Origin of the sequence: Variovorax ginsengisoli, assembly GCF_030811835.1 — a bacterium.
Lineage (GTDB): Bacteria > Pseudomonadota > Gammaproteobacteria > Burkholderiales > Burkholderiaceae_C > Variovorax > Variovorax ginsengisoli_C.
On the sequence record NZ_JAUSRO010000008.1, the window covers coordinates 104560 to 129692 of the forward strand.

Annotated in this window: 24 protein-coding genes; 6 read left to right on the top strand and 18 right to left on the bottom strand. The window is 66.0% G+C overall.

Translation table 11 applies throughout. The features are described 5' to 3' along the window. Positions 1–71: 71 nt before the first annotated feature. Genes J2W36_RS13980 through J2W36_RS13990 form a run of 3 tightly spaced genes read right to left on the bottom strand, consistent with a single transcriptional unit; the run spans position 72 to position 2986 of the window. Entirely contained in the window at positions 72–764 is a 693-nt protein-coding gene (locus tag J2W36_RS13980; protein ID WP_307690350.1) for a helix-turn-helix transcriptional regulator, read from the bottom strand. 33 nt (positions 765–797) lie between these two features. Next, positions 798–2258 (bottom strand): sensor histidine kinase, encoded by a 1461-nt coding sequence (locus tag J2W36_RS13985; RefSeq protein WP_307690351.1) that lies wholly within the window; start codon positions 2256–2258, stop codon positions 798–800. Beyond that, positions 2255–2986 (bottom strand): response regulator transcription factor, encoded by a 732-nt coding sequence (locus J2W36_RS13990; RefSeq protein ID WP_307690352.1) that lies wholly within the window; start codon positions 2984–2986, stop codon positions 2255–2257. Before J2W36_RS13990 ends, J2W36_RS13985 begins: the two co-directional genes overlap by 4 nt. 99 nt (positions 2987–3085) lie before the next feature. On the opposite strand from J2W36_RS13990, the gene J2W36_RS13995 reads away from it, so the two are divergent. From J2W36_RS13995 to msrA, 4 genes are all read left to right on the top strand, one after another. Then, on the top strand, positions 3086–3715 hold the full coding sequence (locus J2W36_RS13995) for a cytochrome b/b6 domain-containing protein (protein ID WP_307690353.1): 630 nt from the start codon (positions 3086–3088) through the stop codon (positions 3713–3715). After that, positions 3712–4503, top strand: coding sequence for a molybdopterin-binding protein (locus J2W36_RS14000; protein WP_307690354.1), 792 nt, complete (start codon positions 3712–3714; stop codon positions 4501–4503). Before J2W36_RS13995 ends, J2W36_RS14000 begins: the two co-directional genes overlap by 4 nt. An 85-nt stretch (positions 4504–4588) precedes the next feature. Continuing rightward, on the top strand, positions 4589–4843 hold the full coding sequence (locus tag J2W36_RS14005) for a pentapeptide MXKDX repeat protein (RefSeq protein WP_307690355.1): 255 nt from the start codon (positions 4589–4591) through the stop codon (positions 4841–4843). A 142-nt stretch (positions 4844–4985) separates the two neighbouring features. Continuing rightward, positions 4986–5744 (top strand): peptide-methionine (S)-S-oxide reductase MsrA, encoded by a 759-nt coding sequence (gene msrA / locus J2W36_RS14010; protein WP_370869324.1) that lies wholly within the window; start codon positions 4986–4988, stop codon positions 5742–5744. Positions 5745–5761: 17 nt separating this feature from the next. Here the strand turns inward: msrA and xylB are convergent, their stop codons facing one another. From xylB to tal, 10 genes are all read right to left on the bottom strand, one after another. Then, the gene (xylB, locus tag J2W36_RS14015; RefSeq protein ID WP_307690356.1) at positions 5762–7219 is read right to left on the bottom strand and encodes a xylulokinase; all 1458 of its coding nucleotides are present in this window, start codon (positions 7217–7219) and stop codon (positions 5762–5764) included. A gap of 40 nt (positions 7220–7259) precedes the next feature. Next, positions 7260–8195, bottom strand: a complete 936-nt coding sequence (locus tag J2W36_RS14020) for an AraC family transcriptional regulator (RefSeq protein ID WP_307690357.1) — start codon at positions 8193–8195, stop codon at positions 7260–7262. A gap of 2 nt (positions 8196–8197) precedes the next feature. Continuing rightward, entirely contained in the window at positions 8198–9028 is an 831-nt protein-coding gene (locus J2W36_RS14025; protein WP_307690358.1) for an L-iditol 2-dehydrogenase, read from the bottom strand. 19 nt (positions 9029–9047) lie between these two features. Next, entirely contained in the window at positions 9048–10496 is a 1449-nt protein-coding gene (gene dalD / locus J2W36_RS14030) for a D-arabinitol 4-dehydrogenase (protein ID WP_307690359.1), read from the bottom strand. Between the two features lie 25 nt (positions 10497–10521). Continuing rightward, on the bottom strand, positions 10522–11556 hold the full coding sequence (locus tag J2W36_RS14035) for an ABC transporter ATP-binding protein (RefSeq protein ID WP_307690360.1): 1035 nt from the start codon (positions 11554–11556) through the stop codon (positions 10522–10524). A gap of 152 nt (positions 11557–11708) precedes the next feature. Beyond that, positions 11709–12530, bottom strand: coding sequence for a carbohydrate ABC transporter permease (locus tag J2W36_RS14040; RefSeq protein ID WP_307690361.1), 822 nt, complete (start codon positions 12528–12530; stop codon positions 11709–11711). Positions 12531–12540: 10 nt separating this feature from the next. Then, positions 12541–13398 carry a carbohydrate ABC transporter permease gene (locus J2W36_RS14045; RefSeq protein WP_307690362.1) on the bottom strand — a complete coding sequence of 286 codons (858 nt, stop codon included), beginning with the start codon at positions 13396–13398 and terminating at the stop codon, positions 12541–12543. Between the two features lie 77 nt (positions 13399–13475). Continuing rightward, positions 13476–14783, bottom strand: a complete 1308-nt coding sequence (locus J2W36_RS14050) for an ABC transporter substrate-binding protein (RefSeq protein ID WP_307690363.1) — start codon at positions 14781–14783, stop codon at positions 13476–13478. A gap of 207 nt (positions 14784–14990) precedes the next feature. Next, on the bottom strand, positions 14991–16529 hold the full coding sequence (pgi, locus tag J2W36_RS14055; RefSeq protein ID WP_307690364.1) for a glucose-6-phosphate isomerase: 1539 nt from the start codon (positions 16527–16529) through the stop codon (positions 14991–14993). Next, on the bottom strand, positions 16526–17476 hold the full coding sequence (gene tal, locus J2W36_RS14060) for a transaldolase (RefSeq protein WP_307690365.1): 951 nt from the start codon (positions 17474–17476) through the stop codon (positions 16526–16528). Before tal ends, pgi begins: the two co-directional genes overlap by 4 nt. Positions 17477–17586: 110 nt before the next feature. Here tal and J2W36_RS14065 point away from each other — a divergent pair, with 110 nt between their 5' ends. Beyond that, on the top strand, positions 17587–18273 hold the full coding sequence (locus J2W36_RS14065) for a lipocalin family protein (protein ID WP_307690366.1): 687 nt from the start codon (positions 17587–17589) through the stop codon (positions 18271–18273). Here J2W36_RS14065 and J2W36_RS14070 read toward each other — a convergent pair. Next, positions 18254–18898 (bottom strand): HAD family hydrolase, encoded by a 645-nt coding sequence (locus J2W36_RS14070; protein ID WP_307690367.1) that lies wholly within the window; start codon positions 18896–18898, stop codon positions 18254–18256. The two genes, J2W36_RS14065 and J2W36_RS14070, sit on opposite strands and share 20 nt — an antisense overlap. Positions 18899–19020: 122 nt before the next feature. Between J2W36_RS14070 and zwf the strand changes: the two genes are divergently transcribed. Next, on the top strand, positions 19021–20490 hold the full coding sequence (gene zwf, locus J2W36_RS14075; protein WP_307690368.1) for a glucose-6-phosphate dehydrogenase: 1470 nt from the start codon (positions 19021–19023) through the stop codon (positions 20488–20490). Positions 20491–20500: 10 nt separating this feature from the next. Here zwf and J2W36_RS14080 read toward each other — a convergent pair whose 3' ends face one another. The 4 genes from J2W36_RS14080 to J2W36_RS14095 all read right to left on the bottom strand — a co-directional run bounded on the left by J2W36_RS14080 (position 20501) and on the right by J2W36_RS14095 (position 25124). Beyond that, on the bottom strand, positions 20501–21493 hold the full coding sequence (locus J2W36_RS14080; protein WP_307690369.1) for an ABC transporter ATP-binding protein: 993 nt from the start codon (positions 21491–21493) through the stop codon (positions 20501–20503). Then, positions 21490–22491, bottom strand: a complete 1002-nt coding sequence (locus tag J2W36_RS14085; RefSeq protein ID WP_307690370.1) for an ABC transporter ATP-binding protein — start codon at positions 22489–22491, stop codon at positions 21490–21492. The genes J2W36_RS14080 and J2W36_RS14085 overlap by 4 nt, the downstream gene beginning before the upstream one ends. Continuing rightward, positions 22491–23405 carry an ABC transporter permease gene (locus J2W36_RS14090; RefSeq protein WP_307690371.1) on the bottom strand — a complete coding sequence of 305 codons (915 nt, stop codon included), beginning with the start codon at positions 23403–23405 and terminating at the stop codon, positions 22491–22493. The genes J2W36_RS14085 and J2W36_RS14090 overlap by 1 nt, the downstream gene beginning before the upstream one ends. Positions 23406–23537: 132 nt before the next feature. Then, a complete protein-coding gene (locus J2W36_RS14095; protein ID WP_307690372.1) occupies positions 23538–25124 on the bottom strand; it encodes an ABC transporter substrate-binding protein in 1587 nt (528 codons plus the stop codon). Between the last annotated feature and the right edge of the window lie 9 nt (positions 25125–25133).

A 25133-nucleotide genomic window follows, 5' to 3' on the forward strand; every position in this document is an offset into this window, starting at 1 on the left:
GGTTGGGTCACGTCAGCTTCCTTGGTGTGGTTGTGAAGCTGCAGCGTAGGCCCCCGCGGTGTCAGAAACTGTCAGTAGTCGAGGTCGTAGCCCAGTTGGTCGCGCCAGCGCTGGATCAGCACATGCCGATGGGCGGGATAGCGCGCTCCGGTGACGTGCAGGTCCGCCACGCGATCTGCTCGAAAGTGCCGAAAGTCCTGCCGCAATTCACACCAGGCGGCCAGCACCCGCGAGGTGTCGAAGAAGCCCATGGCAAATGGCCAGACGGTTCGACAGGTGGCATGGCCGTCGGCATCGAGATAGTCCAGCCGCACGGCCTCCTCGGCGCGAATGGCCCTGCGCAGCGCGGGTAGCCAGGGCTCCGGCAAGGTGGCGCGGGCGGACGGCGGCACCAGCAGGCCGCTGGTCTCGACGGCCAGGCGCAGACGCTGCGGCAGGGTGGCGCTGATGCGATGCAGGGCGTTGCGGGCGGCGGCGGCCAGTTCCGGATCGGCCTGCCGCATCACCCAGTTCGCGCCCAGTACCAGGGCTTCGATTTCGTCCTCTCCGAACATCAGCGGCGGCAGCGTGAAGCCGGGGCGCAACTGGTAGCCGATGCCGGCCTCGCCATCGATCTGCGCGCCTTGTTCGCGCAGCGTGGCCACATCCCGGTACAGCGTGCGGCGACTGATCTGCAGACTGTCGGCCAGGATGTCCGCACTGACCGGCTGCCGGTGGCCGCGCAGCACCTCCAGCAGTTGCAGCAAACGGGCTGCCCGGCTCATCGGGCAGAGCAGTCAAGTGGATTCATGACTCGATCAGTCCAGCTGGAAAGCAAACACAGCGCCCTTGCCCTGCCGGGGAATGAGCCGGATGTCGCTGTCGTGCAGTTGCAGGATCCGGCGCACGATCATCAGGCCGAGGCCGCCGTTGCGGCTGCCCGAGGTCGCGAACGCGGGGCGCGTGAAGATCACGGGCTGCAGTTCACTCGGAATGCCCGGGCCGGTGTCGCTGACCTCCACGCGCACGCCCTCCTTGCCCTGCCGCAAGGTCACCACGATCTCGCCGCCCGCAGGCGTGTGCCGAATGGCGTTGTCCAGCAGGTTGGTGAGCACGCGCTCGATCATGCCCAGGTCGGCAGTGACGACCGGCAGACCCGATGCAATGTCGGCGACCAGGCGCTGTCGGCGCGCTTCGGCTGCCAGCTCGAACTTCTGGAACACATCCTGCACGAGGTCCGCCAGCGCGAAGCTCTCCTTGTCGGGCTTGACCACGCCATATTCGAGGCGCGCGAGTTCGAACAGCTCCTGCGCCAGCCGCCCCACCTTGCGGCTCTGACCCAGCGCGATGTCGAGGTAGCGCCGCCGCTCGTCGGGCGTCAGCGTGTCGGCCTTCATCTGCAGCGTCTCCAGGTAGCCGTGCAGCGAGGTCAGCGGCGTACGCAGGTCATGAGAAATGTTGGCGAAGAGTTCGCGTCGCTGCTGGTCTTGTGCGGTCAGTTCCCGCCATTGCTCCGCAATGCGCTGCGTGAGCTGCGCAAAGGCGTGCGCCAGCGTTGCGACCTCACCCGTCGCGTGGGCCGACGGCACCGCGAGCGGCTGTTCCAGCGCGGCGGCATTGCCGGCGTCGAAGCCGCGCATCGCATCGGTGAGCTGGTGCAGCGGTCGCGTGATCCAGTAGAAGGCCGCCAACCCGGCCAGAAGACCCAGCAGCACCACCAACGCCATCGACCACAGCGTGGTTCGCAGAACGCTGTCGACCGACAGGTTGGCCGACAGGGCTTCACGGTCTTCGCCGGAGAGCACCACGTAGACATAGCCCGCATCGCGGCCGTCGACCTTCAGTGGCGCAGCGCTGAACACCTTGGGCGTGCCGTCGCCGCGCGGGTCGTCGCCGAGGATGGGCAGCGGTGCGCCTGCGAGCAGCCGACGCACCGGTGCCAAATCGACCCGCTCACGCCGGATGTGCCCGGGTGGCGCAGCCTGCGCCTGAATCGCTCCGTCGGCGCCGAGCAGGTAGACCTCCACACTCGGATTGACCGCCATCAATTTGTCGAAGAGTCCATGCACGGCATCGGCATTGAGTCCACCGCCCTGCATCAGCGCGGTGTCGCCCGCAATGTGCGCCGCCAGCCCGAGCGACAGGCGCTGGGTCACTTCCTGCTCATGGCGGCCACTGGCCCTCACCTGGAGCCAGGCCGACACCCCGCTGCACACGAGCAGCAGCACCGCGAACACCACCGACAGACGCCGCGACAGGCTCGCACGCCAGAAGTTCATGGCGCCTCCTCACTGGCATCTGCCGTCGGCGAGCCCAGCTTGTAGCCACGCCCCCAGACCGTCAGGATGTGGCTCGGCTCGGCCGGATTGGCTTCGATCTTGGTCCGCAACCGGTTGATGTGCGTGTTCACGGTGTGCTCGTAGCCGTCATGCTGGTAACCCCATACCTGATTGAGCAGGTCCAGCCGCGAAAACACCTTGCCGGGGTGCCGCGCAAAGAAGTAAAGCAGGTCGAATTCGCGCGGGGTCAGCTCGATCAAACGCCCGTCGACGCGCGCCTCTCGCGCCAACGGGTCGATCGCCAGGTTCGCCACTTCCAGCAGGCCCGAGGCCATGCGCGCATGGCGTGCCATGGCCTCGGTGCGACGCAGCAGTGCGCGCACCCGCGCCACCAGTTCCAGCACCGAGAAGGGCTTGGCCAGGTAGTCGTCGGCACCCAGCTCTAGGCCCAGGATGCGGTGCACCTCGCTGGAACGTGCACTGGTGATGATGATGGGTGTGTAGCGCGTCATGGCACGGGCGCGGCGGCAGATCTCCAGTCCATCGACGCCCGGCAGCATCAGGTCGAGCACCAGCGCATCCCAGCTGCCGCGCTCCAGTTCACGCACCCCAGCGTGACCGTCGGGCGCATGCGTCACCGCATAGCCTTCGTCGTGCAGGTGCATGCGCAGGAGTTCGGCGATGTGGGCATCGTCCTCGACGATCAGAACGCGTTTGGGGGATTCCATGGTCTGCGCATTGTGCGGCGATCCAGGCCGCAGAGTTATCACGAATCATTGAACTCTTCGTGATGAAACGGCGACCGACGGCGCTCAACAATCCGCTCCATGCCAAGCAAGCACTCATCACCGAAGCCCACGCCGATCCATCCGGCCTGGATGCGTATCACCCACTGGCTCAATGCGCTGGCCGTGCTGGTGCTGGTGACCAGTGGCTGGCGCATCTACAACGCGGCGCCCTTCTTCTCCTTCAACATCCCGTCGACGATCACGCTCGGCGGCTGGCTGGGTGGCGCACTGCAATGGCACTTCGCCGCCATGTGGCTGCTGGGTGCCAACGGCCTGATCTACCTGACGCTGAACATCGCGAGCGGTCGCCTCTTGGCCAGGTTCTTCCCGCTGTCGATCGCCGGCATCTGGCACGACGCGGTCGCAGCATTGCACGGCAGGCTTTCCCACGCCGACCCGCGCCACTACAACAGCGTGCAGCGCTTCGCCTACCTGTTCGTGATGCTCGACATCGTGTTGCTGGTGCTCTCGGGCCTGGTGCTCTGGAAGTCGGTGCAGTTTCCCGTGCTGCGCGACCTGCTCGGCGGCTACGACTTCGCACGGCGCATCCACTTCTTCGCCATGGCCGGCCTCGTCGCCTTTGTCGTGGTGCACCTGGCGATGGTTGCGCTCGTGCCGCGAACCCTGCTTTCCATGCTCGACGGCCGCACACCAAGGACCCTCTCATGAAGCTCTTCAAACGCCCGTCCCTGGTCGGTATCGATGCCGACGCAGCCCTCTGCGAAGCCCGCAAACTCATCGCCCGCAAGGTCGAGCAACCGGCACGCCGCGCCTTTCTGCAACGCTCGCTGAGCCTGGGTGGCCTGTCGATGCTCACGGGCTGCAGCATCAGCGACAACGCCAGCGTCGAGGCCGCACTCAGCCGGATCTCGCGCATCAACGACGAGGTGCAGGGCTGGCTGTTCGACCCCTCCAAACTGGCACCGACCTACCCCGAGTCGATGATCACGCGTCCCTTCCCGTTCAACGCCTACTACGGCGAGAGCGAAGTCCGCCAGGTCGACGAAGCGACCTACCGACTGGAGGTGACAGGCCTGGTGGCGGACAAGCGCAGTTGGCGGCTTGAGGAACTGCGCGCCATGGCCCAGCAGGACCAGGTCACCCGTCACATCTGCGTCGAAGGCTGGAGCGCCATCGGCAAGTGGGGTGGCGTGCCTTTCGGTGACTTCCTGCGGCGCATTGGCGCCGATACACAGGCGAAGTACGTCGGATTCAAGTGCGCAGATGACTACTACACCAGCATCGACATGGCCACCGCGCTGCACCCGCAGACGCTGCTCGCGCTGAGCTACGACGGGCAGCCGCTGCCGCCGAAGTACGGCTTCCCGATGAAGCTACGCATGCCTACGAAGCTGGGCTACAAGAATCCAAAACACATCCAGGCGGTGTTCGTGAGCAACACCTACTCTGGCGGCTACTGGGAAGACCAGGGCTACAACTGGTTCGGCGGCAGTTGAGCCCACGGGCTCAACGCTGTTGAAACGAAAGGCCGTGTTCATGTCGAACCGCGCCCCTCTCTGAAATCACTCGAAGGAAACCGAAATGAACAAGCTCTCTGCCACCCTCCTCGCCACCTGCATGGCCATCGGCTCCGTCTCGGCTTTTGCCGCCGACGACATGATGAAGAAGGACACCATGAGCAAGGACGCCATGGCCAAGGACGGCATGAAGAAGGACGCCATGGCGCAGGACGGGATGAAGAAGGATGCCATGGGCAAGGACTCGATGGCGAAGGACGGTATGGCCAAGGACGGTATGGCCAAGGACAGCATGGCCAAGGACGGCATGAAGAAGTAGGCCAAGGCCTCCGGCTGCACGCACGGCCATCGTGCCCGGTACAAAGACCGAGGTCCCGTTGTGGTCAGCGTGCATCGGCATGGGTCCGCCAGGGCCAAGAACATCAACAATGCGACACACACTGCAAGGAAGGCTCCGCCTCATGACACGCCCCACTTCCAAGGCCGACACCATCGCGGCCGCAACCCCGTGGGCGGCGCTGACCCGCCGCCCGGTGCTGGCACTGTTCGCTCTCGTGGCGGGCGCTGCCGTGTGGCACGCCGTGCCCTCGGTCGCGGCTGAAGCAGCCGTGGTGATTCCCGCACCGGCTGACGACATTGCCGCGGCCTCGGTGTCCGGCCCGCAGACCGCCGTGTTCGCGGGCGGCTGCTTCTGGGGTGTCCAGGGCGTGTTCCAGCACGTCAAGGGTGTGCGCAATGCCGTCTCGGGCTATGCAGGCGGCAACGCGTCATCGGCCCAATACGACGCGGTGGGCATGGGCAATACCGGTCATGCGGAAGCCGTGCGCATCACCTTCGACCCCAAGCAGGTCAGCTACGGCCGGCTGCTGCAGATCTATTTCTCGGTGGCGCACAATCCGACCGAACTGAACCGCCAGGGTCCGGACACCGGCACGCAGTACCGCTCCACCGTGTTCCCCGTTGATGCCGACCAGCAACGTGTGGCAAAAAACTATATTGCGCAGCTCGACAAGAGCAAGGTGTTCGGCAAACCGATTGCCACCACGCTGGAAACCGGCAAGACCTTTTACGCGGCCGAGGCCTATCACCAGGACTTCCTCACGCGCCATCCCGACCACCCTTACATCGTGATCAACGACCTGCCGAAGGTGGACAACCTGAAGAAGGTGTTTCCATCGGATTACCGGGCGCAGCCCGCACTGGTCGGCGGCAACGCGTAGAGCGCGCCGCGTCTGCTTCAGCCTGCGAAGAAGGGCTGGAGCACCGGATAGAGCGCGTGAAAGCGCGCATGCCGCGCACGGTGCGCCGCTGCCTGTGCCGCATCAGGCCCGAAGCGCTGGCGCAGCGCGGGCTGTTGGCACACCTGTGCGATGTCGCCGCCGTCCGCCAGCCAGGCCAGGCGCGCGGCGCCCAGTGCGCCACCGGCCTCGCCGCCCTCCCCCAGCGCCAAGGGCACTTCGAGAATGTCGGCCAGCAACTGCGCCCACCACACGCTGCGTGCGCCGCCGCCCACCAGCGCCAGGTCGCCTCGCGGGCGTTCCAGCGTGTCCAGGCCATCGCGCAAGCCGAAGCTCACACCTTCCACCACGGCATAGGCGATATCGGCCGGTCCGTGCGCGTGCGTCAATCCGAACAGCAGGCCCTGCGCCTGCGCGTCGTTGTGGGGAGAGCGCTCACCGGACAGGTAGGGCAGGAACAGCGGCGCCTGTGCGCGCGCAGCCGGGTCGAGCGTGGCCGCAGCGGCGAGCAGCGTCGCCTCATCCGTGAGGCCGAAGCTGCGCGCCGCCCAGGTCACCGCACTCGCGGCGGAAAGCATCACGGACATCTGGTGCCAGCGGCCAGGCAGCGCATGACAGAAAGCGTGCACGGCCTGCGCTGGGTTGGGCGCAAAGGCCGCACCGCAGATGAAGATGACGCCCGACGTGCCGAGCGAGACAAAGCCCTGCCCCGCCTCCACCAGCCCCATGCCCACCGCGCTCGCCGCGTTGTCGCCCGCACCGCCGGCGATGCACACGTCGGCGCCCAGGCTCCAGCGCTGTGCCAGCGCGCGCTTGAGGGTGGCCGACGGCGCGCTACCTTCGACCAGGCGAGGCATGTGCGCGCGCGTGAGGCCGGTGACAGCCAGGAGTTCGTCAGACCAGTCGCGCCGCGCCACGTCGAGCCACAACGTGCCGGCGGCATCGGACATGTCGCTGACCGCTTCGCCGCTGAGCATGAAGCGCAGCCAGTCCTTGGGCAGCAGCACCTTGTCGATGCACGCGAACACCTCGGGCTCGTGCGTGCGCACCCACATCAGCTTGGGCGCCGTGAAACCCGGCATCGCGAGATTGCCAGCGATGTCGGCGAGCCGAGGCACGGCGGCGGTGAGCTCGGCACACTGCGCGGCGCTGCGGCCGTCGTTCCAGAGAATGGCCGGGCGCAGCACCTCGCCCTTCGCGTCGAGCAGCACGGCGCCGTGCATCTGGCCCGACAGGCCAATGCCCCGCACGGCGGCCAATGCATCGCCGTGCGCGGCGCGCAGGCTGCGCATCACTTCGTCGAGCGCCAGCCACCACTGCGACGGCGCCTGCTCCGACCACAGCGGTTGCGGCCGACTCACGCTGAGCGACGCGCGCGCCACGCCGACGATGCGGTGATCGTCGGCCAGCAACAGGCCCTTGAGTTCCGATGTGCCGAGGTCCAGTCCCAGATACATGCATTGCTCCTGCGCGACGCCGGGGCACCGCGCCTGCGGGTCAGTGGGCGCCGCCGAAGCGGCTGTTGGCCTGCTTGCGGAATTCGCTGGGCGTCATGCCCTTGATTTCGAGAAAACGGCGATTGAAGTTCGCCACGTTGTTGAAGCCGACCTGGTAGCAGATGTCGGTCACGAACTGGTCGGTCTGCATCAGCAGGTGGCACGCATTGTTGATGCGCACCTGGTTGACGAAGTCGGTGAAGCTGTTGCCCGTCGAACGCCGGAAGTAGCGGCTGAATCGGCTTTCGCTCATGCCGAGTTCGGCCGCCAGATCGGCCATGGCCAGCGGCTCGGCCAGGTTGTCGGTGATGCGGTTGACGATGCTGTTGATCTGGTCGACTTCGGCGTCGCCCTCCGCGCCCTTGATCTGCACGCTCGACAGCAGCCGGTAGTCGGTGCAGGCCGACAGGTCGGCCATGAAGTCGCAGAAGGCCGCCAGGCGCCGCAGCCCGCGTGAGGACTTCACCCGCGTCCAGTGCGCGTGCGCGCGCTCGGACAGGCCGAAGAATTCCACCCCGCGGCGCGCACGCTCGAGCAACTGGTGGACCTCCGCGAATTCCGGAATGTCCAGCGACACGCGTTCGAGCGGCTCGGCGCGAAACTGGATCACCAGGTCACGCGTGCCCACACCACCGTCGGGCGTGTCCAGAGAGATCCAGTTGTGCGGCAGCCGAGGCCCGCACAGCACCAGATGACCCGGCTGGAAGGGGCCGATCCAGTCGCCCACGAACGCCTTGCCCGAGGTGTCGGTGATGAGGTGCAGCTCGTACTCGTCGTGGCAGTGCCAGCGCGCCAGCGGGCTCGGATAGCCATGCGACAGGCAGCGCACCCAGCCGGCCTCCTCCGCCGTCTCGTAACCCAGCGAAGGCGAGCGGACATAGTCGTGCTCGACCTCGGGCTGGCGTTGGCGGGGCAGCGGCTGGGCGGTTCGGCTCATGGTCAGCTCATGACACTACCACCGTCGACGTTCAGTGTCTGCGCCGTGATGTAGCGGGCCTCGTCGCTCGCCAGGAAGACCACCGCGCCCGCCATGTCGTCGGGTGTGCCCATGCGCCCGAGCGGCACCGCCAGGCCGACCTGGCGCTTTTTCTCGCCGATGGGCAGGTTTTCGTACTTGGCGAACAACGCGTCGACGTTGGCCCACATGGGCGTATCGACCACGCCCGGCGAGATGCCGTTGACGCGGATGCCGTGGGGCGCCATGGCCAGCGCGGCGCTCTGCGTATAGCTGATGACGGCCGCCTTGGTTGCGCAATAGTGGGCGACCAGCGCCTCGCCGCGGCGCCCGGCCTGCGAGGCCAGGTTGACCACCGATGCACCCGGCGTGCCAGCTTCCACCATGTGCCGCAGCACGGCCTGCATCACGAAGAACATGCCTTTGACGTTGACGGCGAAGAGCAGGTCGAACGATGCGGTGTCAGCGTCCAGCAGCGGCGCCATATCGAACACTGCGGCGTTGTTGACCAGCGTGTGGATGGGGCCGAAGTGGGCCTGCGCCTCGGACACCAGGCGTGCGATGTCCGCCAGGTCGGTCACGTCGGCGGCAATGTACGCCAACGTGCCCGGCCGGGCGGCCACCAGCGCCTGCACGGCCTCGGGCGCCGACGGCGCACGATCGACCACGCTGCAGCGCGCGCCCTCGGCGATGCAGGCCCGCGCGATCGCCAGGCCGATGCCACCGCCGGCACCGGTCAGCAGCACATGGCGGCCGGCCAGGCGGCCCTGGGTCGCGGTTGCAGCGGGCGCGCCGGTTGAAGTCTGGAGTTGCATGGGTGTCCTTCTTCGTTGTTCAGGATTGGGAGGTGGTTCCAGCGGTGGCCACGAAGGCATCCACGCGCTGCGCGGCCCGGCGCACCGCCTCGGTCAGCCGCACGTCGCCCGCAAGGCCGCCCCACAGGACGGGATCGGCACACAGGGCAGCCACCGGATCGTCTGCCTCGCAGATGGCATGCGCCACCGCTTCGTCCATGCCTTGGTCGTGGTACGTGTAGCTCAGCGCACCGCGGTGCCAGCGCTGCAGGAACGCCAGGAACAGCGCCGGCAACATGGCCACGCTGTCGATGCTTTCGTTGCGCTGCAGGCGTTCGTGCACCGTGGGCGCGATGAAGCCGGGGATCTTGGAGAAGCCGTCCATCGCCACGCGCTGGTTGGTGTCGCGGATGGCCGGGTTGCCGAAGCGTTCGAGCACCACGTCGCGGTAGGCCGGCAGGTCGAGCGGGCTCTGCGCGCCGGGCATGGCCAGGCAAGGGATGACGTCGTCGGTCACGTAGTCGAACGCCATCGACCGGATGGCGGGCGTGTGCGTGCCCTCGTGGATGAACTGCAGGCCGATCAGCGTTCCTGCCCAGGCGATGCAACTGTGCGTGGCGTTGAGCAGGCGGATCTTGGCCTCTTCATAGGGCTGCACCGAATCGACCAGTTGCACGCCCACGCGCTCCCATGCCGGGCGGCCCGCGATGAAATCGTCCTCGATCACCCACTGGATGAAGCGCTCGGCCGTGATGGGCGCGGCGTCGGCCCACCCGGTGGCGGCCTGCACGCGCGCCGGCAGGTCCGCGGGCGAACGTGGCGTGATGCGATCGACCATTGCGTTCGGGCTGGTGGTGTGGTCACGCGCCCAGTCACGCAACGCCAGATCGCCGGTGCGCTCTATGAACTCCAGCAGCCCGCCGCGAAAGCGCTCGCCGTTGTGGCGCAAGTTGTCGCAGTTCAAAAGCGTGATCGGGCCAGCGTCGGCGGCATGCCGCGCACGCAGGATGGCGCAGACCGCGCCGTAGATCGTCTGGCCTGCCTCGCCACGCCGCGCGCGCGCCATGTCGTCAGCCAGTTCGCCTGAAGACAGGTCGAGCCGGTGTTGCGCGTCGAGGTAGTAGCCGGCTTCGGTCACGGTGAAAGACACGATGCGCGTGGCAGGGTCGGCACCGCAGGCGATCACCTCGCGCAGGCCGGGGTCGTACGCCAGCACCTTGCGGATCGCCTTGATCCGCTCGTAGCGGTACTCGCCGTCGGGCGACACCGTTTCGAGCGTGTATTGGCCGTCCTGCGCCTGCAGCGCAGCGATGACCGCGGCCATGTCGGGCCGGATGTTCGCGCCGACCAGCGACCAGCGCGTGTCGCCGACGTCGTGCAGCGCCTGCAGGTAGACGGCCTGGTGCGCGCGGTGGAAGGCGCCCAGTCCAAGGTGCAGGTTGACGAACGGACCGCTGGCATCGGCGGCGGGTACCAAAGAGGAAGTCACGTCGAAAGCTCCAGAAGGAAACGGGTCATGGCGCGCCGACGGTGCGGCCTTCGCGGTTGAACAGATGCAGCACCGACGCATCGAGCTCGACGCCCACGTCGTCGCCGGCCTGCAACGGCGTGCGTTCGTTCTGGCGTGCGATCAGCGCGATGCCGCCCACGTCGACGTGGATCAGCGTGTCGGCGCCGAGCGCCTCGATCAGCTCGACCCGGCCCGGCACGCCGGCACCATGGCCTGGATGCACGCGCAGGCCCTCGGGGCGCACGCCCAGGAAGCCGTCGTCGGGCACGCGGCCACCCGACTGGGTCGCGAATTGCGGGATCGAGCGCGCAGGCACCATGTTCATCGACGGCATGCCGATGAACTGCGCCACGAAGCGGTTGGCCGGGCGGTCGTAGAGCTCGAGCGGCGTGCCGACCTGCTCGATCAGCCCGTCCTTGAGCACCACCACGCGATCGGCCAGCGTCATCGCCTCGACCTGGTCGTGCGTCACGTAGATGGTGGTGGCGCCGAGCGCGCGGTGCAGCTTGTGGATCTCCACGCGCGTGTTGCCGCGCAAGGCCGCATCCAGGTTGGACAGCGGCTCGTCGAACAGGAAGACCTTGGGCGCACGCACGATCGCACGGCCGATGGCCACGCGCTGACGCTGGCCGCCCGACAGTTCCTTGGGCGTGCGGTCGAGGTATTGCGTGAGGTTGAGCGTCTGCGCGGCGTGGTCGACCTTCCTGCGGATCTCGTCCTTGCCGACGCCCGCCAGCTTGAGCGCGAACGACATGTTGTCGTACACGCTCATGTGCGGATAGAGCGCGTAGCTCTGGAACACCATGGCCAGATCGCGCTTGCCCGAAGGCGTGTGCGTGATGTCGCGGCCGTCGAGCAGCAGGCTGCCGCTGGTGGTCGGCTCCAGCCCGGCGATAAGCCGCAGCAGCGTCGACTTGCCGCAGCCCGAGGGGCCGACGAAGACGATGAACTCGCCCTTGCGGATTTCCAGGTCGACGCCACGGATGATCTGCGCATCGCCGAAGCTCTTGGTGATGTCCTTGAGTTGGAGGTAGGCCATTCAGTGACTCCTTGAAATCTGATCGTTGATCTGCAGCACGCCACGAGGAACATGCCAGGGCTGCCACGGAACCGGCTTTGCCGGGCCGCCGGCAGCGCCCCCGCGAGGGGGTAGGCGCAGCGACACGAAGTGCGCGAAGACTGGGGGCGTACTCATTTCACGGCGCCGAAGGTCAAGCCTTGCACCAGTTGCTTCTGGCTGAACCAGCCGAACACAACGATGGGTGCGATGGCCATCAGCGAGGCCGCGGACAGCTTGGCCCAGAACAGGCCTTCAGGGCTGGCGTAGGACGCAATCAGCGTGGCGAGCGTGCCGGCCTTGGCCGAGCTCAGGTTGAGCGCCCAGAACGATTCGTTCCAGCTCAGCACCAGGCACAGCAGACCGGTCGATGCCAGGCCGCCCACCGACAGCGGCAGCACCACGTGGCGAAACTCGGTCCAGAGGCTGGCGCCATCCATGCGGGCCGCTTCGAGAATCTCATGCGGAATGTCCTTGTAGCTCGAATAGAGCATCCAGACCATGATCGGCAGGTTCGACAGCGTGAACACCACGGTGAGCACAGTGAGCGAATCCAGCAGACCGGCGGTCTGCGCCAGCACATAGATAGGCATGAGCGCGCCCACCGCCGGCATCATCTTGGTGGACAGCATCCACATCAGGATGTCGCGTGTGCGCCGCGTGCGAAAGAAGGCCATCGAGTACGCGGCCGGCGCGGCGATCAGGAGGCCGATGAGCGTCGAGCCCAGCGCGGTGACCAGCGAGTTGCGTGCGAACAGCAGGTAGTCGCTGCGGCGCTGCACCTCGCTGAAGTTGGCCAGCGTCGGCTCGAAGATGAACAGCGGCGGCACATGGATCGCCTGCAGTTCGGTCTTGAAAGCGGTCAGGAACAGCCAGCCCAGCGGAAAGAACAGCAGCAGTGCCGCAGCCCAGGCGCCAACCGTGCGCACGCCGGTGATGAGAAGTTTGCTTTGCATCACGCGTCCTTCAGTCCAGGTTCTTGCCGACGATGCGAATGAGAAACACGGCCACGATGTTGGCCAGCACCACGGCGAACAGCGCACCCGCGGACGCCACGCCCACGTCGAAGTTCATCAGCGACTGCTTGAAGATCAGGTAGGTCAGGTTGGTGCTCTCGTTGCCTGGCCCGCCATTGGTCGTGATGGCGATCTCGGCGAACACGCTCAGCAGGAAGATCATCTCGATCATGATCACCACCGCCATGGGCCGCCCCAGGTGCGGCACCGTGAGGTAGACGAAGCGCTGCACGGCGTTGGCACCGTCCATGCGTGCGGCTTCCATCTGCTCACGGTCGAGCGACTGCAGCGAGGTGATGAAGATCAGGCAGGCAAAGGGCAGCCACTGCCACGCCACCATGACGATGACGGAGAACAGCGGCAGGTCGGTCAGCCAGTCGACCGGCGTGGCGCCGAAGGCGCGCCACAGGTCGGCCAGCACGCCGTAGATCGGGTTCATCATCATGTGCTTCCACAGCAGCGCATTGACCGCCGGCATGACGAAGAACGGTGATATCAGCAACACCCGCACGATGCCGCGCCCCGGGAAGGGCTCGTTCACCAGCAGCGCCAGCAGCACGCCCAGCACGACGGTGATGCCGATGACGCTGCCGATGAGCAGCATCGTGTTCGACACCGCCGGCCAGAAGTCCGGGTCGGTGATGAAGTAGTGGAAGTTCTCCAGGCCGACGAACGGATGCGCGCCGGGCTGCATCAGGTTGTAGTTGACGAAGGCAAAGTACAACGTCATGAGCAGCGGCACGATCATCCAGACGACGAGCGTGAGCACGGCAGGCGCCATGAGCACCCGCGGCAGGAATCGGTTCATAGCTTGTTCCCAGGACGGTCGAGAGGAGACTCCAGGATTGCCGCGGCACCGGCTTCGCCGGGCCGCAGCCGGGGGGCCTACTTGTAGTACCCGGCCTTCTTCATCTCGCGCTCGGCGGCGGTCTGCGAGGTCTTGAGCGCCTGGTCGACCGTGACCTTGCCCGACAGCGCCGCGCTCATCTGCTGGCCCACCGCCACGCCGATGGCCTGGAACTCGGGAATCGCCGCGTACTGCACACCGACGTATGGCGACTTGGGCAGCGTGCTGTCGGTGAGGTTGGCACTGTCGATGGCCTTCTTCTCTTCCTCGGCGAACTTCGCGACCTTCTGGAATTCAGGGTTGGCATAGGTCGACTTGCGCGTTCCCGTCGGCACCATGGCCCAGCCCTGCTCCTTGGCCACCAGCTGGATGTAGTCCTTGGACGTGGCCCACTTGACGAAAGTCTGTGCAGCGGCAGCCTTGGTGGAACTGGAGGGAATGGCCAGGTTCCAGGTCCACAGCCAGTTGGCACCCTTGGGCGTGACGGCCACCGGCGCTTGCGCAAAGGCGACCTTGTCGGCCACCTTCGACTGTTTCGGATCGCTGATGAAGGACGCCGCGATGGTTGCGTCCACCCACATGCCGCACTTGCCCTCGTTGAACAGCGCGAGGTTCTCGTTGAAGCTGTTGGCCGATGCGCCAGGCGGGCCGTAGTTCTTCATCAGGTCGACGTAGAAGCTGATCGCGTCTTTCCAGGGCTTGGTGTCGATCTGTGGCTTCCAGCCCATGTCGAACCACTGGCCGCCGTAGGTGTTGACCAGCGTGGTGAGGAAGGCCATGTTGTCGCCCCAGCCCGGCTTGCCGCGCAGGCACATGCCGTACACGCCGGCCTTCGGGTCGTGCATCTTGGCGGCCAGGTCCTTCACCTGCGTCCAGGTCGGCTGCGCAGGCATCTTGAAGCCAGCCTTGTCGGCCAGGTCCTTGCGGTACATGAGCATCGAGCTCTCGCCGTAGAAGGGCGCGGCGTAGAGCTTGCCTTCATTGGACAGGCCGGCGCGGATGGCGGGCAGCAGGTCGTCGACGTCGTAGGCGGCATCGGTCGCGATCGGCTGCAGCCAGCCCTTCTTCGACCAGATTGGCGCTTCGTACAGGCCGATGGTCATCACGTCGAACTGGCCACCCTTGGTGGCGATGTCCGTGGTCACGCGCTGGCGCAAGGTGCCTTCTTCGAGCACCACCCACTTGAGCTTGATGTCCGGATAGGCCTTCTCGAAGAAGGGTGTGAGCTTCTGCATCTCGATCATGTGACCGTTGTTCACGGTCGCAATCACGAGTTCGGTCGCGGCATGTGCCAGGCCTGCGACGGCGAGTGCGGCAACCAGGCCGGCTTGAACGAAACGCTTCATGAATGTCTCCTTGTCGTCAGCGACCACCGATCGCCGTGGCCGAATTCTGAAGACTCCTCGCGTCGCGTTTGGTACTCGCCCCAGCCACCTCGATACTTTCATGCACCGATTGCCTAGTGGATTCCCTTATCGGGGCAATTCAGCATGTAACCGAGCCAAAAAAAAAGGGTGGCCGAAGCCACCCCGTTGGTTGCGCGTACCGACGAATCAGCGTGGACGCAGGCGTTCCAGCAAGCCCGCCGTCGACCCATCGAGCCCGGCCACATCGCCCGAGGCCAACCGCGGCTCGATGTCGCGGGCCAGCACCTTGCCCAACTCCACGCCCCACTGGTCGAAGCTGTTGATGCCCCACACCGCACCGCTGGTGAACACGCGATGCTCATACAGGGCCAGGAAGGCGCCGAGCACCTCGGGCGTGAGTTTTTCGAAGACAAAGAACGTGCTCGGCCGGTTGCCCGGAAAGTTCTTGTGCCCGCCCGCATCGGCTTGGCCGACCATGAGCGCCTGCGCCTGGGCCAGTGCATTGGCCAGCAGTTTGGTGTGATGGCCTTCCAGCTGGTGGGTGGCGTCCCGCACCGCGACGAATTCCAGCGGCGTGACGTCGGTGCCCTGGTGCAGCATCTGGAAGTACGCATGCTGGCCGTTGGTCCCCGGCTCGCCCCACAGCACCGGCGACGTGCCGAAAGCCAGCGGCTTGCCGTTCGCGCCGACCTGCTTGCCATTGCTCTCCATCTCCAGTTGCTGCAGGTAGGCCGGCACGCGCTTCAGGGCGCTGTGGTACGGCGCAATGCTGCGCGTGGTGAAGCCATGGAAATTGCGATACCAGACGTCGAGCAGGCCCAGGCGCACCGGCAGGTTCTGCGCGAGCGGCGCGGTGCGAAAGTGTTCGTCCATGGCATGGGCGCCAGCGAGAAAGGCCCGAAAGCCCTCGGCGCCGATGGCCAGCGCAATCGGCAGGCCAATCGCCGACCAGAGCGAATAGCGCCCGCCCACCCAGTCCCAGAAACCGAAGGTCTTGTCGATGCCGAAGGCGTGCGCGGCCTCCACGTTGGTCGTCAGCGCCGCGAAGTGGCGCGCGATGTCGGTGCCACCGGACTGCGCGAACCAGCGCTTGGCCGACTGCGCGTTGGTCATGGTCTCGGCGGTCGTGAAAGTCTTCGAGGCGATCAGGAACAGCGTGTGTTCGGGCGCCAGCCCCTTGAGCACGCCGGCGAGTTCATGGCCGTCGACGTTGGAGACGAAGTGAAAGCGCTTGCCCGGTGCCACGAAATCGCCGAGCGCGAGCACCGCCATCTGCGGGCCGAGGTCGGAGCCACCGATGCCGATGTTGACCACGTCGGTGATGGTGTGGTCGCCACGCACCGCCTCGGCGTACGCCAGCATTGCGTCGAGCGTTTCATGCACCTGGGCGAGCTCGGCGCGGCGCGGCGTGTCGGCATCGGCCGGCGCACGCAGCAGCCAGTGCATCACGGCACGGTCTTCGGTGTTGTTGATGTGCTCGCCCGCGAACATGGCAGCCCGGTGCGCCTCGAGCCCCGTTTCGCGGGCCAGGGCCAGCAGCAGGTCTTCGCTCTGGGCATCGATCAGGTTCTTCGAGAGGTCGGCGAAGAGGTGCGGCGCCGACTGGCTGAAGCGCTCAAAGCGGCCAGCGTCAGCCGCGAAGGCCCGGCGCACGTCGAAGTTGCTGCCCGCGTTGTCGTAGTGGTCCTGGAGTTGCCGCCAGGCCGACGTGCGGTCGCAACTCACACGGACTCCATCAGCTTCTCGAGCTTGACCGCGTCGGCGGCGAAGGCACGGATGCCCTCGGCCAGCTTTTCGGTGGACATGGCGTCATCGTTGAGCGCAAAACGGAAGCCCGGTTCGTCCAGCTCGACCTTGTCGACTTTCTTTGCAGCCGAGGCGTTCGGGTCCAGCACGCGGCTCAGCGGCGCATCGCTGGCAGCGAGTTCGGCCAACAGGTCGGGGCTGATGGTGAGCAGGTCGCAACCCGCCAGAGCGGCGATCTGACCCACGTTGCGGAAGCTCGCGCCCATCACTTCGGTGGCGATGCCGTTCTGCTTGTAGTAGTCGTAGATTTCACGCACCGACTTCACACCGGGGTCGTTCGCGCCGGCGTTGGCAGCTTCGTCCCACTTGGCGCCCTCGGACTTCTTGTACCAGTCGTAGATGCGGCCCACGAAGGGCGAGATCAGCTTGACGCCCGCATTGCCGCAGGCCACGGCCTGCGCAAACGAGAACAACAGCGTGAGGTTGGTATGAATACCTTTTTGCTCAAGCTGACGTGCAGCCTGGATGCCTTCCCAGGTCGAGGCGATCTTGATGAGGACGCGCTTTTCAGGGTCGATGCCCTCGGCGCGATAGAGCGCGACGATGCGGTCCGCGCGCGCCACGGTGGCAGCGGTGTCGAAGCTCAGGCGTGCGTCCACTTCAGTGGACACACGGCCGGGAATGATCGACAGGATCTCGGTGCCGAAACGCACCAGCAGGCGGTCGATGACCTCGTCGACGGGCTTGCCCTTGTGCTTTTTCACACCGTCGTCGAGCAGCGGCCGGTAGTCCGGCTTCTGCACGGCTTTCAGGATCAACGACGGATTGGTCGTCGCATCCTGCGGCTTGAACTGCGCGAGTTGACGGAAGTCGCCGGTGTCGGCAACCACGGTGGTCCATTGGCGGAGGGCGTCGAGTTGGTTCATGGGAACATTATCTCGCCGGGAAACTACAAAACGTGTGGTCTCTGACTGACGGGCCTTGTGGGGCAGGGTCGCTAAGCTGGCGTTTTGAACGCCGTTCGGAGGACCTTCCCATGCCATCTCGCTTTCAGCGTGCCGCCCCGCCCGCTTCGCCTGCACCGCAACACCCCTTCGACGACCATGCCCGCAGTGCATCCATCGGCACGTTGGCGACGGCGTTCTGCATCGGCGGTGCGCTCACCCTGGTGGCGCTGGGCAGCGTGCGGACTGCCCGCGCACAGGGCAACGCCGGCCCTGCGGATGGCGCGCCGCTGATGCGCGCGCCATTGCAGGTGGTGGCGCCGGTCGACCTGAAGCGCTATGCCGGCATGTGGCACGAACAGGCACGGCTGCCCAACCGTTTCCAGGACAAGTGCACCGGCCCGGTCTCGGCCAACTACACGCCGCTGCCGGATGGAACCATCGAGGTGCGCAACCGCTGCATCCGTTCGGATGGGACCTTCAGCGAATCGGTGGGTCAGGCGCGCACCGTTCGCGTGGCCGGCCAGCCCGGCGCGGGCCGGCTGGAGGTGCGCTTTGCACCCGCCTGGCTGAGCTGGCTGCCGCTGGTGTGGGGCGACTACTGGATCCTCCGGCTGGACCGCGACTACGAGGTGGCGCTGGTCGGCACGCCGAACCGAGACTACCTCTGGGTCCTCTCGCGCGATCCGGTGCTCGACGAACGCCGCCTGGGGCTGGAGCTGGACTACGCGCGCAGCCTGGGCTTCGACATCGACAAGGTCATGCTGACCGGCCGATAGGATCGATCGTCACGTAGCGCGCGAGCTGCGTGGGTAACGAGGGCGGATGGGTGCAGTGGATGGCGTGCCATCCCGACCCGCGTGCTGCCTCGACGTTGGCCGGCACATCGTCGATGAACACGGTGTCTTCGGGCACCAGCCCGTAGCGCACCTCCATCAGTTCGTATATCTCGCGGTCGGGTTTGATGTATTTCACGTCGCCCGAGAAGACGCCGCCATCGAAGCGCTGCATGAAGCCATGCAGCCGCTCGAGGTCGCGCGCATAGGGCGCAGGCATGTTCGACAGGTAATAGATGCGCAGGTCGGCCCCGGCATCGCGCTGCGCGAACAGTTGCTCGAGCAAGGCGACGGTCTCCGGAATGGGCGCCAGACGCTCGCCCAGCGTGCCGAGCATGTCCTGCAACGGCGCCATCGGCAGCGTCAGCCGGGCGGCCAGCCGCTCCAGCGTGTGATCGAGCGAGCACACTCCCCCGTCGAACGCCTTCCAGTCGGCATGGTGGAACATTGAGCGCGCCAGCGCCGCACCGCTCTGCGCGTCCGGCGCATGAGCCGGCAGATGCTGCTGCAGGAGCTGTGCAGGCTCCCATGCGAAGACGATGGCACCCAGATCGAAAACAACATTCATCCACATATTGTTTCACGGCACAGCCGTACCCCCAGCGGCGTGACAGGGCGCAACACCGTATCGCTACCATGGGCGCCGAGGGCTTATCCTCGGCATCCAACCCATCACGGATCTTCCTTTCCATGAGTTTCGACCTCGTTCTCTTCGGCGGCACCGGCGACCTCGCATGGCGCAAGCTGATGCCCGCACTGTTTCAAGCCTTCCGCCACGGCAGCCTGCCCGAAGGCGGCCGCATCATCGGTGTGGCGCGAGACGACAACCTCGACGACGACAAGTACCGCGCGCTGATCCAGTCGCGCTTCGACGCGGTCGAGGGTGCCAAACGGCCGAACCCCGAGGAATTCAAGAAGTTCGCCTCGATGCTGCACTACCTGCGCATGGACCTTTCCAAGCCGCAGGACTATGCCGCGCTGGCCGAACTGCTGAACGCGCGCAATGCCGACACGGTGGTCATGTACGTGGCCACAGCACCCAACCTGTTCACCCAGGTGGTCGAGCAGATCGCCGCGGCCGGGCTCAACACGCCGCGCACGCGCATCGTGCTGGAAAAGCCGCTGGGCCACGACTTGGCGTCGAACCGCGCCATCAACGAGGCGGTGGGCAAGGTACTCGACGAAAAGCAGGTCTTTCGCATCGACCACTATCTGGGCAAGCCCTCGGTGCAGAACCTGTTCGCCATGCGCTTTGGCAACGCGCTGTTCGAACCGATCTGGCGCCGCGAGCACATCGCCAACATCCAGATCACGATCGCCGAAGACCTGGGCGTGGAGAAGCGTGGCGCCTTCTACGACCAGACCGGCGCGCTGCGTGACATGGTGCAGAACCATGCGCTGCAGCTGGTCTGCGCCATCGCGATGGAGCCGCCGATCAATGCCCATGCCGATGCGCTGCGCGACGAAAAGCTCAAGGTGCTGCGGTCGCTCAAGCCCTGGACGCCCGAGACGCTGGGGCTGCACGCCGTGCGCGGCCAGTACACCTCCGGCACGGCCTACGGCGAACGTGTACCGGGCTACAAGGACGAAGCGGGCATCGACCCGCAGAGCCGCACCGAGACCTTCGTGGCGCTGCGCGCCGAGATCGCCAACTGGCGCTGGGCCGGCGTGCCGTTCTACATCCGCACCGGCAAGCGCCTGGCCTCGCGGGACGCGCGCATCGAGATCAACTTCCGCCCGACGCCGCATGCGATCTTCCGCGCACCTGCCGGCGCGGTGAACAAGCTGGTGATCAACCTGCAGCCCAAGGACGGCCTGGAACTGCACCTTCTCGCGCAGGCGCAGAACAACCGCAAGCGATCCGTCGGCGACGCCGTGCAACCGCTGGCGCCCGTGCAACTGGACCTCGACTTCGACAAGCGCTTCGGCAGCGAACGTGTGGGCGCGTACGAGCGCCTGCTGCTGGACGTCATCGACGGGCGCCTGAACCTCTTCGTGCGCAGCGATGAGCAGGAAGAAGCCTGGCGCTGGGTCGAGCCGCTGATCGACAGCTGGGCCACCGACGGTGGCCCGCGTCCCTATGCCGCCGGCACGTGGGGCCCGAGCGCGTCGAGTGCAATGATCGCGCGCGACGGCTTCGCCTGGGGCGAGGAGCAGTAGCTCTCGCCCCTCAGATCCGGCCTTCTTCCACCGCGTGGCAAGCCACCTTCACGCCGCGCAGCATCTGCAGCGGCGGACGTTCGGCCTTGCAGCGTGCGTTGGCGTGCGGGCAGCGCGGGTGAAAGGTGCAGCCGGTGGGCGGGTTCAGCGGATTGGGCACCTCACCCTGCACCGGCGTGCGCTGGCGGCCGGTGTGCTTCATCTGCGGAATCGCGTCGAGCAGCATGCGCGTGTACGGGTGCTGCGGCGCGGCAAAGAGCTTGTGCTTGTCGGCCACCTCGACCAGGCGGCCCAGGTACATCACACCCACCTCGTCGGCCACGTGACGCACCACGGCCAGGTTGTGCGAGATGAAAAGATAGGTCAGGCCCTGCTGGCGTTGCAGGTCCTTCATGATGTTGAGCACCTGTGCCTGGACGCTCACGTCGAGCGCCGAGGTCGGTTCATCGCAGACCAGGAATTCAGGCTGCGTGGCGAGTGCCCGCGCGATGGAAATGCGCTGGCGCTGGCCGCCCGAGAACTGGTGCGGGTACTTCGACATGTCCAGCGGGCTCAGGCCGACCGACTGCAGCAGCTCCCCCACGCGCTGCTTGAGCGCCGGGCCAGCCTGCAGGATGCCGTGTTCGCGCAAGGGCTCGCCGATGATGTCTTCCACGATCCAGCGCGGGTTCAGGCTCGCATACGGGTCCTGGAAGATCATCTGGATGCGGCGGCGCAACGTGCGTCCGGCCGGCGTCTTGAACTCGGCATGCGCCTGGCGGTTGTCGAAGAGCATGTCGCCGCGCGTGGGCGAGTACAGCCCCACCATCAGGCGCGCGACCGTGCTCTTGCCGCACCCGGATTCGCCCACCAGCGCCAGCGTCTTGCCGCGCTGGATCTCGAAGCTCACGCCGTCCACGGCGTTGAGCAACTGGCGCGGCTTGCGCTCCAGCACCCGGTTGAGCCAGGGCGGCGACACGTCGAAGGTCTTCGCGAGGTCGCGAACTTCCACCAAAGCGCTCATGCACCCACTCCGGAAAGGGCCACATGCGGCTCGTGCGCATCGTGCAGCCAGCAGGCGGCACGCGTGGCGCCTGCGTTGATGAGGTCGGGACGCTCCTGCACGCAGCGCTCGAACACGCGCGGGCAGCGCGGGTTGTAGGCGCAGCCGCGCGGGATCGCATTCAGGCGCGGCATCGCGCCGTCGATCTGGTTGAGGCGCTCGCGGTCGATCTCGATGTCCGGAATCGCCGCCATCAGGCCGGCTGTGTACGGGTGCGCAGGCTGGTGGATGACCTCGTGCACCGGGCCCATTTCGGCGACCCGGCCGGCATACAGCACGGCCACGCGGTCGCAGGTCTCGGCGATCACGCCCATGTCGTGGGTGATGAGCATCACCGCCGCGCCGCGCTCCTTGCAGATGCGCTTGAGCAGCTGGATGATCTGCGCCTGGATCGACACGTCCAGCGCGGTGGTCGGCTCGTCGGCCACGATCAGCTTGGGCTCGGCCGCCAGCGCCAGTGCAATCACCACGCGCTGGCGCATGCCGCCGGAGAACTGGTGCGGAAAGTGATCGATGCGCTGCTCGGCGGCGGGAATGCCGGTGTCCTGCAGCAGGCCGATGGCACGGCGGCGTGCCTCGGCGGCGTTCACCGGCAGATGCGCCTGGATGGTTTCCGTCAACTGCCGGCCCACTGTGTAGAGCGGGTTCAGCGACGTCAACGGGTCCTGGAAGATCGCGCCGATCTTGCGGCCGCGGATGTGGCGCATCTTGTCGTGCGACAGGTTGTCGATGCGCTGGCCGTCGAGCAGGATCTCGCCACCGGCGACGCGGCCCGGCGGCTCCAGCAGGCCGATGATGGCCGCGCCGGTGAGCGATTTGCCGGCGCCCGACTCGCCCACCACGCCCAGGATTTCACCCGGCGCGATGGAAAAGGAAATGTCGTCGAGCGCACGCAGCGTGCCGTGGCGACTCGGAAATTCGACGACGAGATGGCGGACTTCGAGCAGGGGTGTGGACATCAGCGAAGCCTCGGGTTCGTTGCGTCGCGCAGCCAGTCGCCCAGCAGGTTCACGCTGAGTGCAATGAGCACGAGCATCAGGCCGGGGAACACGGTGATCCACCATTCGCCCGAAAACAGGTAGTCGTTGCCCACGCGGATGAGCGTGCCCAGCGACGGCGACGTCGGCGGTACGCCCAGCCCCAGGAACGACAGCGTTGCCTCGGTGATGATCGAGGTCGCCACCTGGATGGTCGCCAGCACCATCACCGGCCCGGTCACGTTGGGCAGCACATGGCGCAACATGATGCGCGACGGCGCCACGCCAGTCACGCGCGCAGCCTGCACGTACTCCTTGTTGCGCTCGACCAGCGTGGAGCCGCGCACGGTGCGCGCGTATTGCACCCACCCCGTGAGCGAAATCGAGACGATGAGCACTGCAAAGGCCAAAGACTCATGCGCGTTTGGAAACAGCGCGCGCCCCACGCCCGAGATCAGCAGTGCCACCAGGATCGGTGGAAAGGACAGCATCACGTCGCAGACCCGCATGAGGAAGGTGTCGAGCCAGCCGCCGAGAAAACCCGCCAGCAGCCCGAAGAGCACCCCTACCACCACCGACAGCACGACCGACACCACGCCCACCACGAGCGAGATGCGCGCCCCATAGATCACGGCCGACAGGATGTCGCGCCCCTGGTCGTCCGTGCCCAGCAGGTACTTTCGCGTCCCGCCCTCGGCCACCCAGGCGGGTGGCAGGCGGGCGTCGCTCAATTCCAGCGTGGCCAGGTCCGCCGGGTTGTGCGGCGACACCCAGCCGGCGAACACCGAACAGAAGATGCAGACGAACGCGATCGCCGCTGCCGCCATGGCAACGGGCGATGTGCGAAAGCTGTAGCCGACATCGCTGTCGAACCAGCGTGCGATGGTGTTTTTCATTCGTGAGGTCAAATGGGACGGAGCCCCTTTTCAAGGACACCACGGAACCGGCTCTGCCGGGCCGCAGGTGTTGCCCCCGGTGGGGGTAGGAGAAGCGACACGCAGTGCGCGAAGCCTGGGGGTGCCTCCAAGTTACGGCTGGATGCTCATCCACTTGAAGGGCATGTAGTTGTCAGCCATTTGCGTCAACTCGACCTTCTTGCTCACACCCCACGCCAGCGTCTGCTGATGCAGCGGCAGGTGACCGATGTCATCGGTATGCAGCGCGAAGGCTTCCTTGATCATCGCATCGCGCTTGGGCTTGTCAGTTTCCGACTGAATCTTCTTGGTCAACTCATCGACCTTGGCATTGCAGTACGCACCCAGGTTGAACTGGCCGGCACCTGTCTTGTCATCGGGGCAAGCCATCAGCGCAGTCAATGCGTTGTGAGAGTCGTAGGTCGTTGGCGTCCAGCCCAGCAGATAGAAGCTCGTGTCACGACGCAGAATCTTCGGGAAGTAGGTGCCCTTGGTCTCGGTCGCGAGGTTGATCTTCACGCCGATCTTCGCCAAGTTGGCGGCCACGCTCTGGCAGATCTGGCCGTCGTTCACATAGCGGTCGTTCGGGCAGTTCATCGTGACTTCAAAGCCGTTGGGATAGCCCGCTTCGGTCAGCAGCTTCTTGGCCGCATCAACGTCGTACGGCAAGCGTTTGTCCTGCTCGGCGTTCCAACCATTGATACCGGGGCCGACCATCAGTGCGGTCGGACGCGATGCACCGCGCATCACGGTACGCTGGATGCCGGCGATGTCGATGGCCTGGTAGAAGGCCTGGCGTACCTTCTTGTCCTTGAACGGGTTCTTTCCCTTCACGCTGGAGTACAGCAGTTCGTCGCGCTTCTGGTCCATGCCCAGAAAGATGGTGCGCAGCTCGGGGCCGGAGATCACGCGGGCGGTCGGGCTGGCATTGATGCGTGCGATGTCCTGCACGGGCACCGGTTCCATCACGTCGACCTCGCCCGATACCAGCGCGGCCACGCGGGTGGCAGGATTGGCGATCGGCGTGAAGATGATCTCCTGCGCGTTGCCTTCGATCTTGCCCCAGTAGGTCGCATTGCGAACGAACACCGTGCGCACGTTCGGCTGGCGCTCACGTACACGGAACGGGCCCGTGCCATTGGCCTTGAAAGACGCCGTGTTTTCGATGCCCTTGCGGCGATCGACCGGCACAGTCGCCTTGTTTTCTTCGCACCACTTCTTGCTCATGATCATGAGCGTGGTGATGACGTCCGGCAGGATCGGGAACGGACCCTTGGTTTCGATCTCGACGACGTGGTCGCCTACCTTCCGCACTTCCTTGATGTCGGTGGTATTGGACTTCAGGTCCGAGCCTTCGCCAGCAGCGCGCGCAAAACTGAAAACCACGTCATCGGCGGTGAAGGGCGTGCCGTCATGGAACTGCACGTTCTTGCGCAGTTCGAAGCGCCAGACCGTAGGTGAAGTCTGTTTCCAGCTGGTCGCGAGCACCGGCGCCACGCTCAGGTCCTTGTTGCGGCCGACCAGTGTCTCGTAGACATTGTTGGTCGTACTCAGCTGCAGCGATTCGTTCAGCGAGTGCGGATCCAGCGACAGCGCATCGCCCTGGTTGGCAACGCGGATCGTCTGCGCTTGGGTCACGCCGCCAACGGCGCACAGCGCCGCCAGGATCGAGGCGGCGAGCACGGTGGATTTGTATTGCATAAGAGACTC

Coding starts and splice junctions, on each gene's coding strand:
- J2W36_RS13980 (WP_307690350.1), bottom strand. CDS start 764: ATGAGCCGGGCAGCCCGTTTGCTGCAACTGCTGGAGGTGCTGCGCGGC.
- J2W36_RS13985 (WP_307690351.1), bottom strand. CDS start 2,258: ATGAACTTCTGGCGTGCGAGCCTGTCGCGGCGTCTGTCGGTGGTGTTC.
- J2W36_RS13990 (WP_307690352.1), bottom strand. CDS start 2,986: ATGGAATCCCCCAAACGCGTTCTGATCGTCGAGGACGATGCCCACATC.
- J2W36_RS13995 (WP_307690353.1), top strand. CDS start 3,086: ATGCCAAGCAAGCACTCATCACCGAAGCCCACGCCGATCCATCCGGCC.
- J2W36_RS14000 (WP_307690354.1), top strand. CDS start 3,712: ATGAAGCTCTTCAAACGCCCGTCCCTGGTCGGTATCGATGCCGACGCA.
- J2W36_RS14005 (WP_307690355.1), top strand. CDS start 4,589: ATGAACAAGCTCTCTGCCACCCTCCTCGCCACCTGCATGGCCATCGGC.
- msrA (WP_370869324.1), top strand. CDS start 4,986: ATGACACGCCCCACTTCCAAGGCCGACACCATCGCGGCCGCAACCCCG.
- xylB (WP_307690356.1), bottom strand. CDS start 7,219: ATGTATCTGGGACTGGACCTCGGCACATCGGAACTCAAGGGCCTGTTG.
- J2W36_RS14020 (WP_307690357.1), bottom strand. CDS start 8,195: ATGAGCCGAACCGCCCAGCCGCTGCCCCGCCAACGCCAGCCCGAGGTC.
- J2W36_RS14025 (WP_307690358.1), bottom strand. CDS start 9,028: ATGCAACTCCAGACTTCAACCGGCGCGCCCGCTGCAACCGCGACCCAG.
- J2W36_RS14035 (WP_307690360.1), bottom strand. CDS start 11,556: ATGGCCTACCTCCAACTCAAGGACATCACCAAGAGCTTCGGCGATGCG.
- J2W36_RS14040 (WP_307690361.1), bottom strand. CDS start 12,530: ATGCAAAGCAAACTTCTCATCACCGGCGTGCGCACGGTTGGCGCCTGG.
- J2W36_RS14045 (WP_307690362.1), bottom strand. CDS start 13,398: ATGAACCGATTCCTGCCGCGGGTGCTCATGGCGCCTGCCGTGCTCACG.
- J2W36_RS14050 (WP_307690363.1), bottom strand. CDS start 14,783: ATGAAGCGTTTCGTTCAAGCCGGCCTGGTTGCCGCACTCGCCGTCGCA.
- tal (WP_307690365.1), bottom strand. CDS start 17,476: ATGAACCAACTCGACGCCCTCCGCCAATGGACCACCGTGGTTGCCGAC.
- J2W36_RS14065 (WP_307690366.1), top strand. CDS start 17,587: ATGCCATCTCGCTTTCAGCGTGCCGCCCCGCCCGCTTCGCCTGCACCG.
- J2W36_RS14070 (WP_307690367.1), bottom strand. CDS start 18,898: ATGAATGTTGTTTTCGATCTGGGTGCCATCGTCTTCGCATGGGAGCCT.
- zwf (WP_307690368.1), top strand. CDS start 19,021: ATGAGTTTCGACCTCGTTCTCTTCGGCGGCACCGGCGACCTCGCATGG.
- J2W36_RS14080 (WP_307690369.1), bottom strand. CDS start 21,493: ATGAGCGCTTTGGTGGAAGTTCGCGACCTCGCGAAGACCTTCGACGTG.
- J2W36_RS14085 (WP_307690370.1), bottom strand. CDS start 22,491: ATGTCCACACCCCTGCTCGAAGTCCGCCATCTCGTCGTCGAATTTCCG.
- J2W36_RS14090 (WP_307690371.1), bottom strand. CDS start 23,405: ATGAAAAACACCATCGCACGCTGGTTCGACAGCGATGTCGGCTACAGC.
- J2W36_RS14095 (WP_307690372.1), bottom strand. CDS start 25,124: ATGCAATACAAATCCACCGTGCTCGCCGCCTCGATCCTGGCGGCGCTG.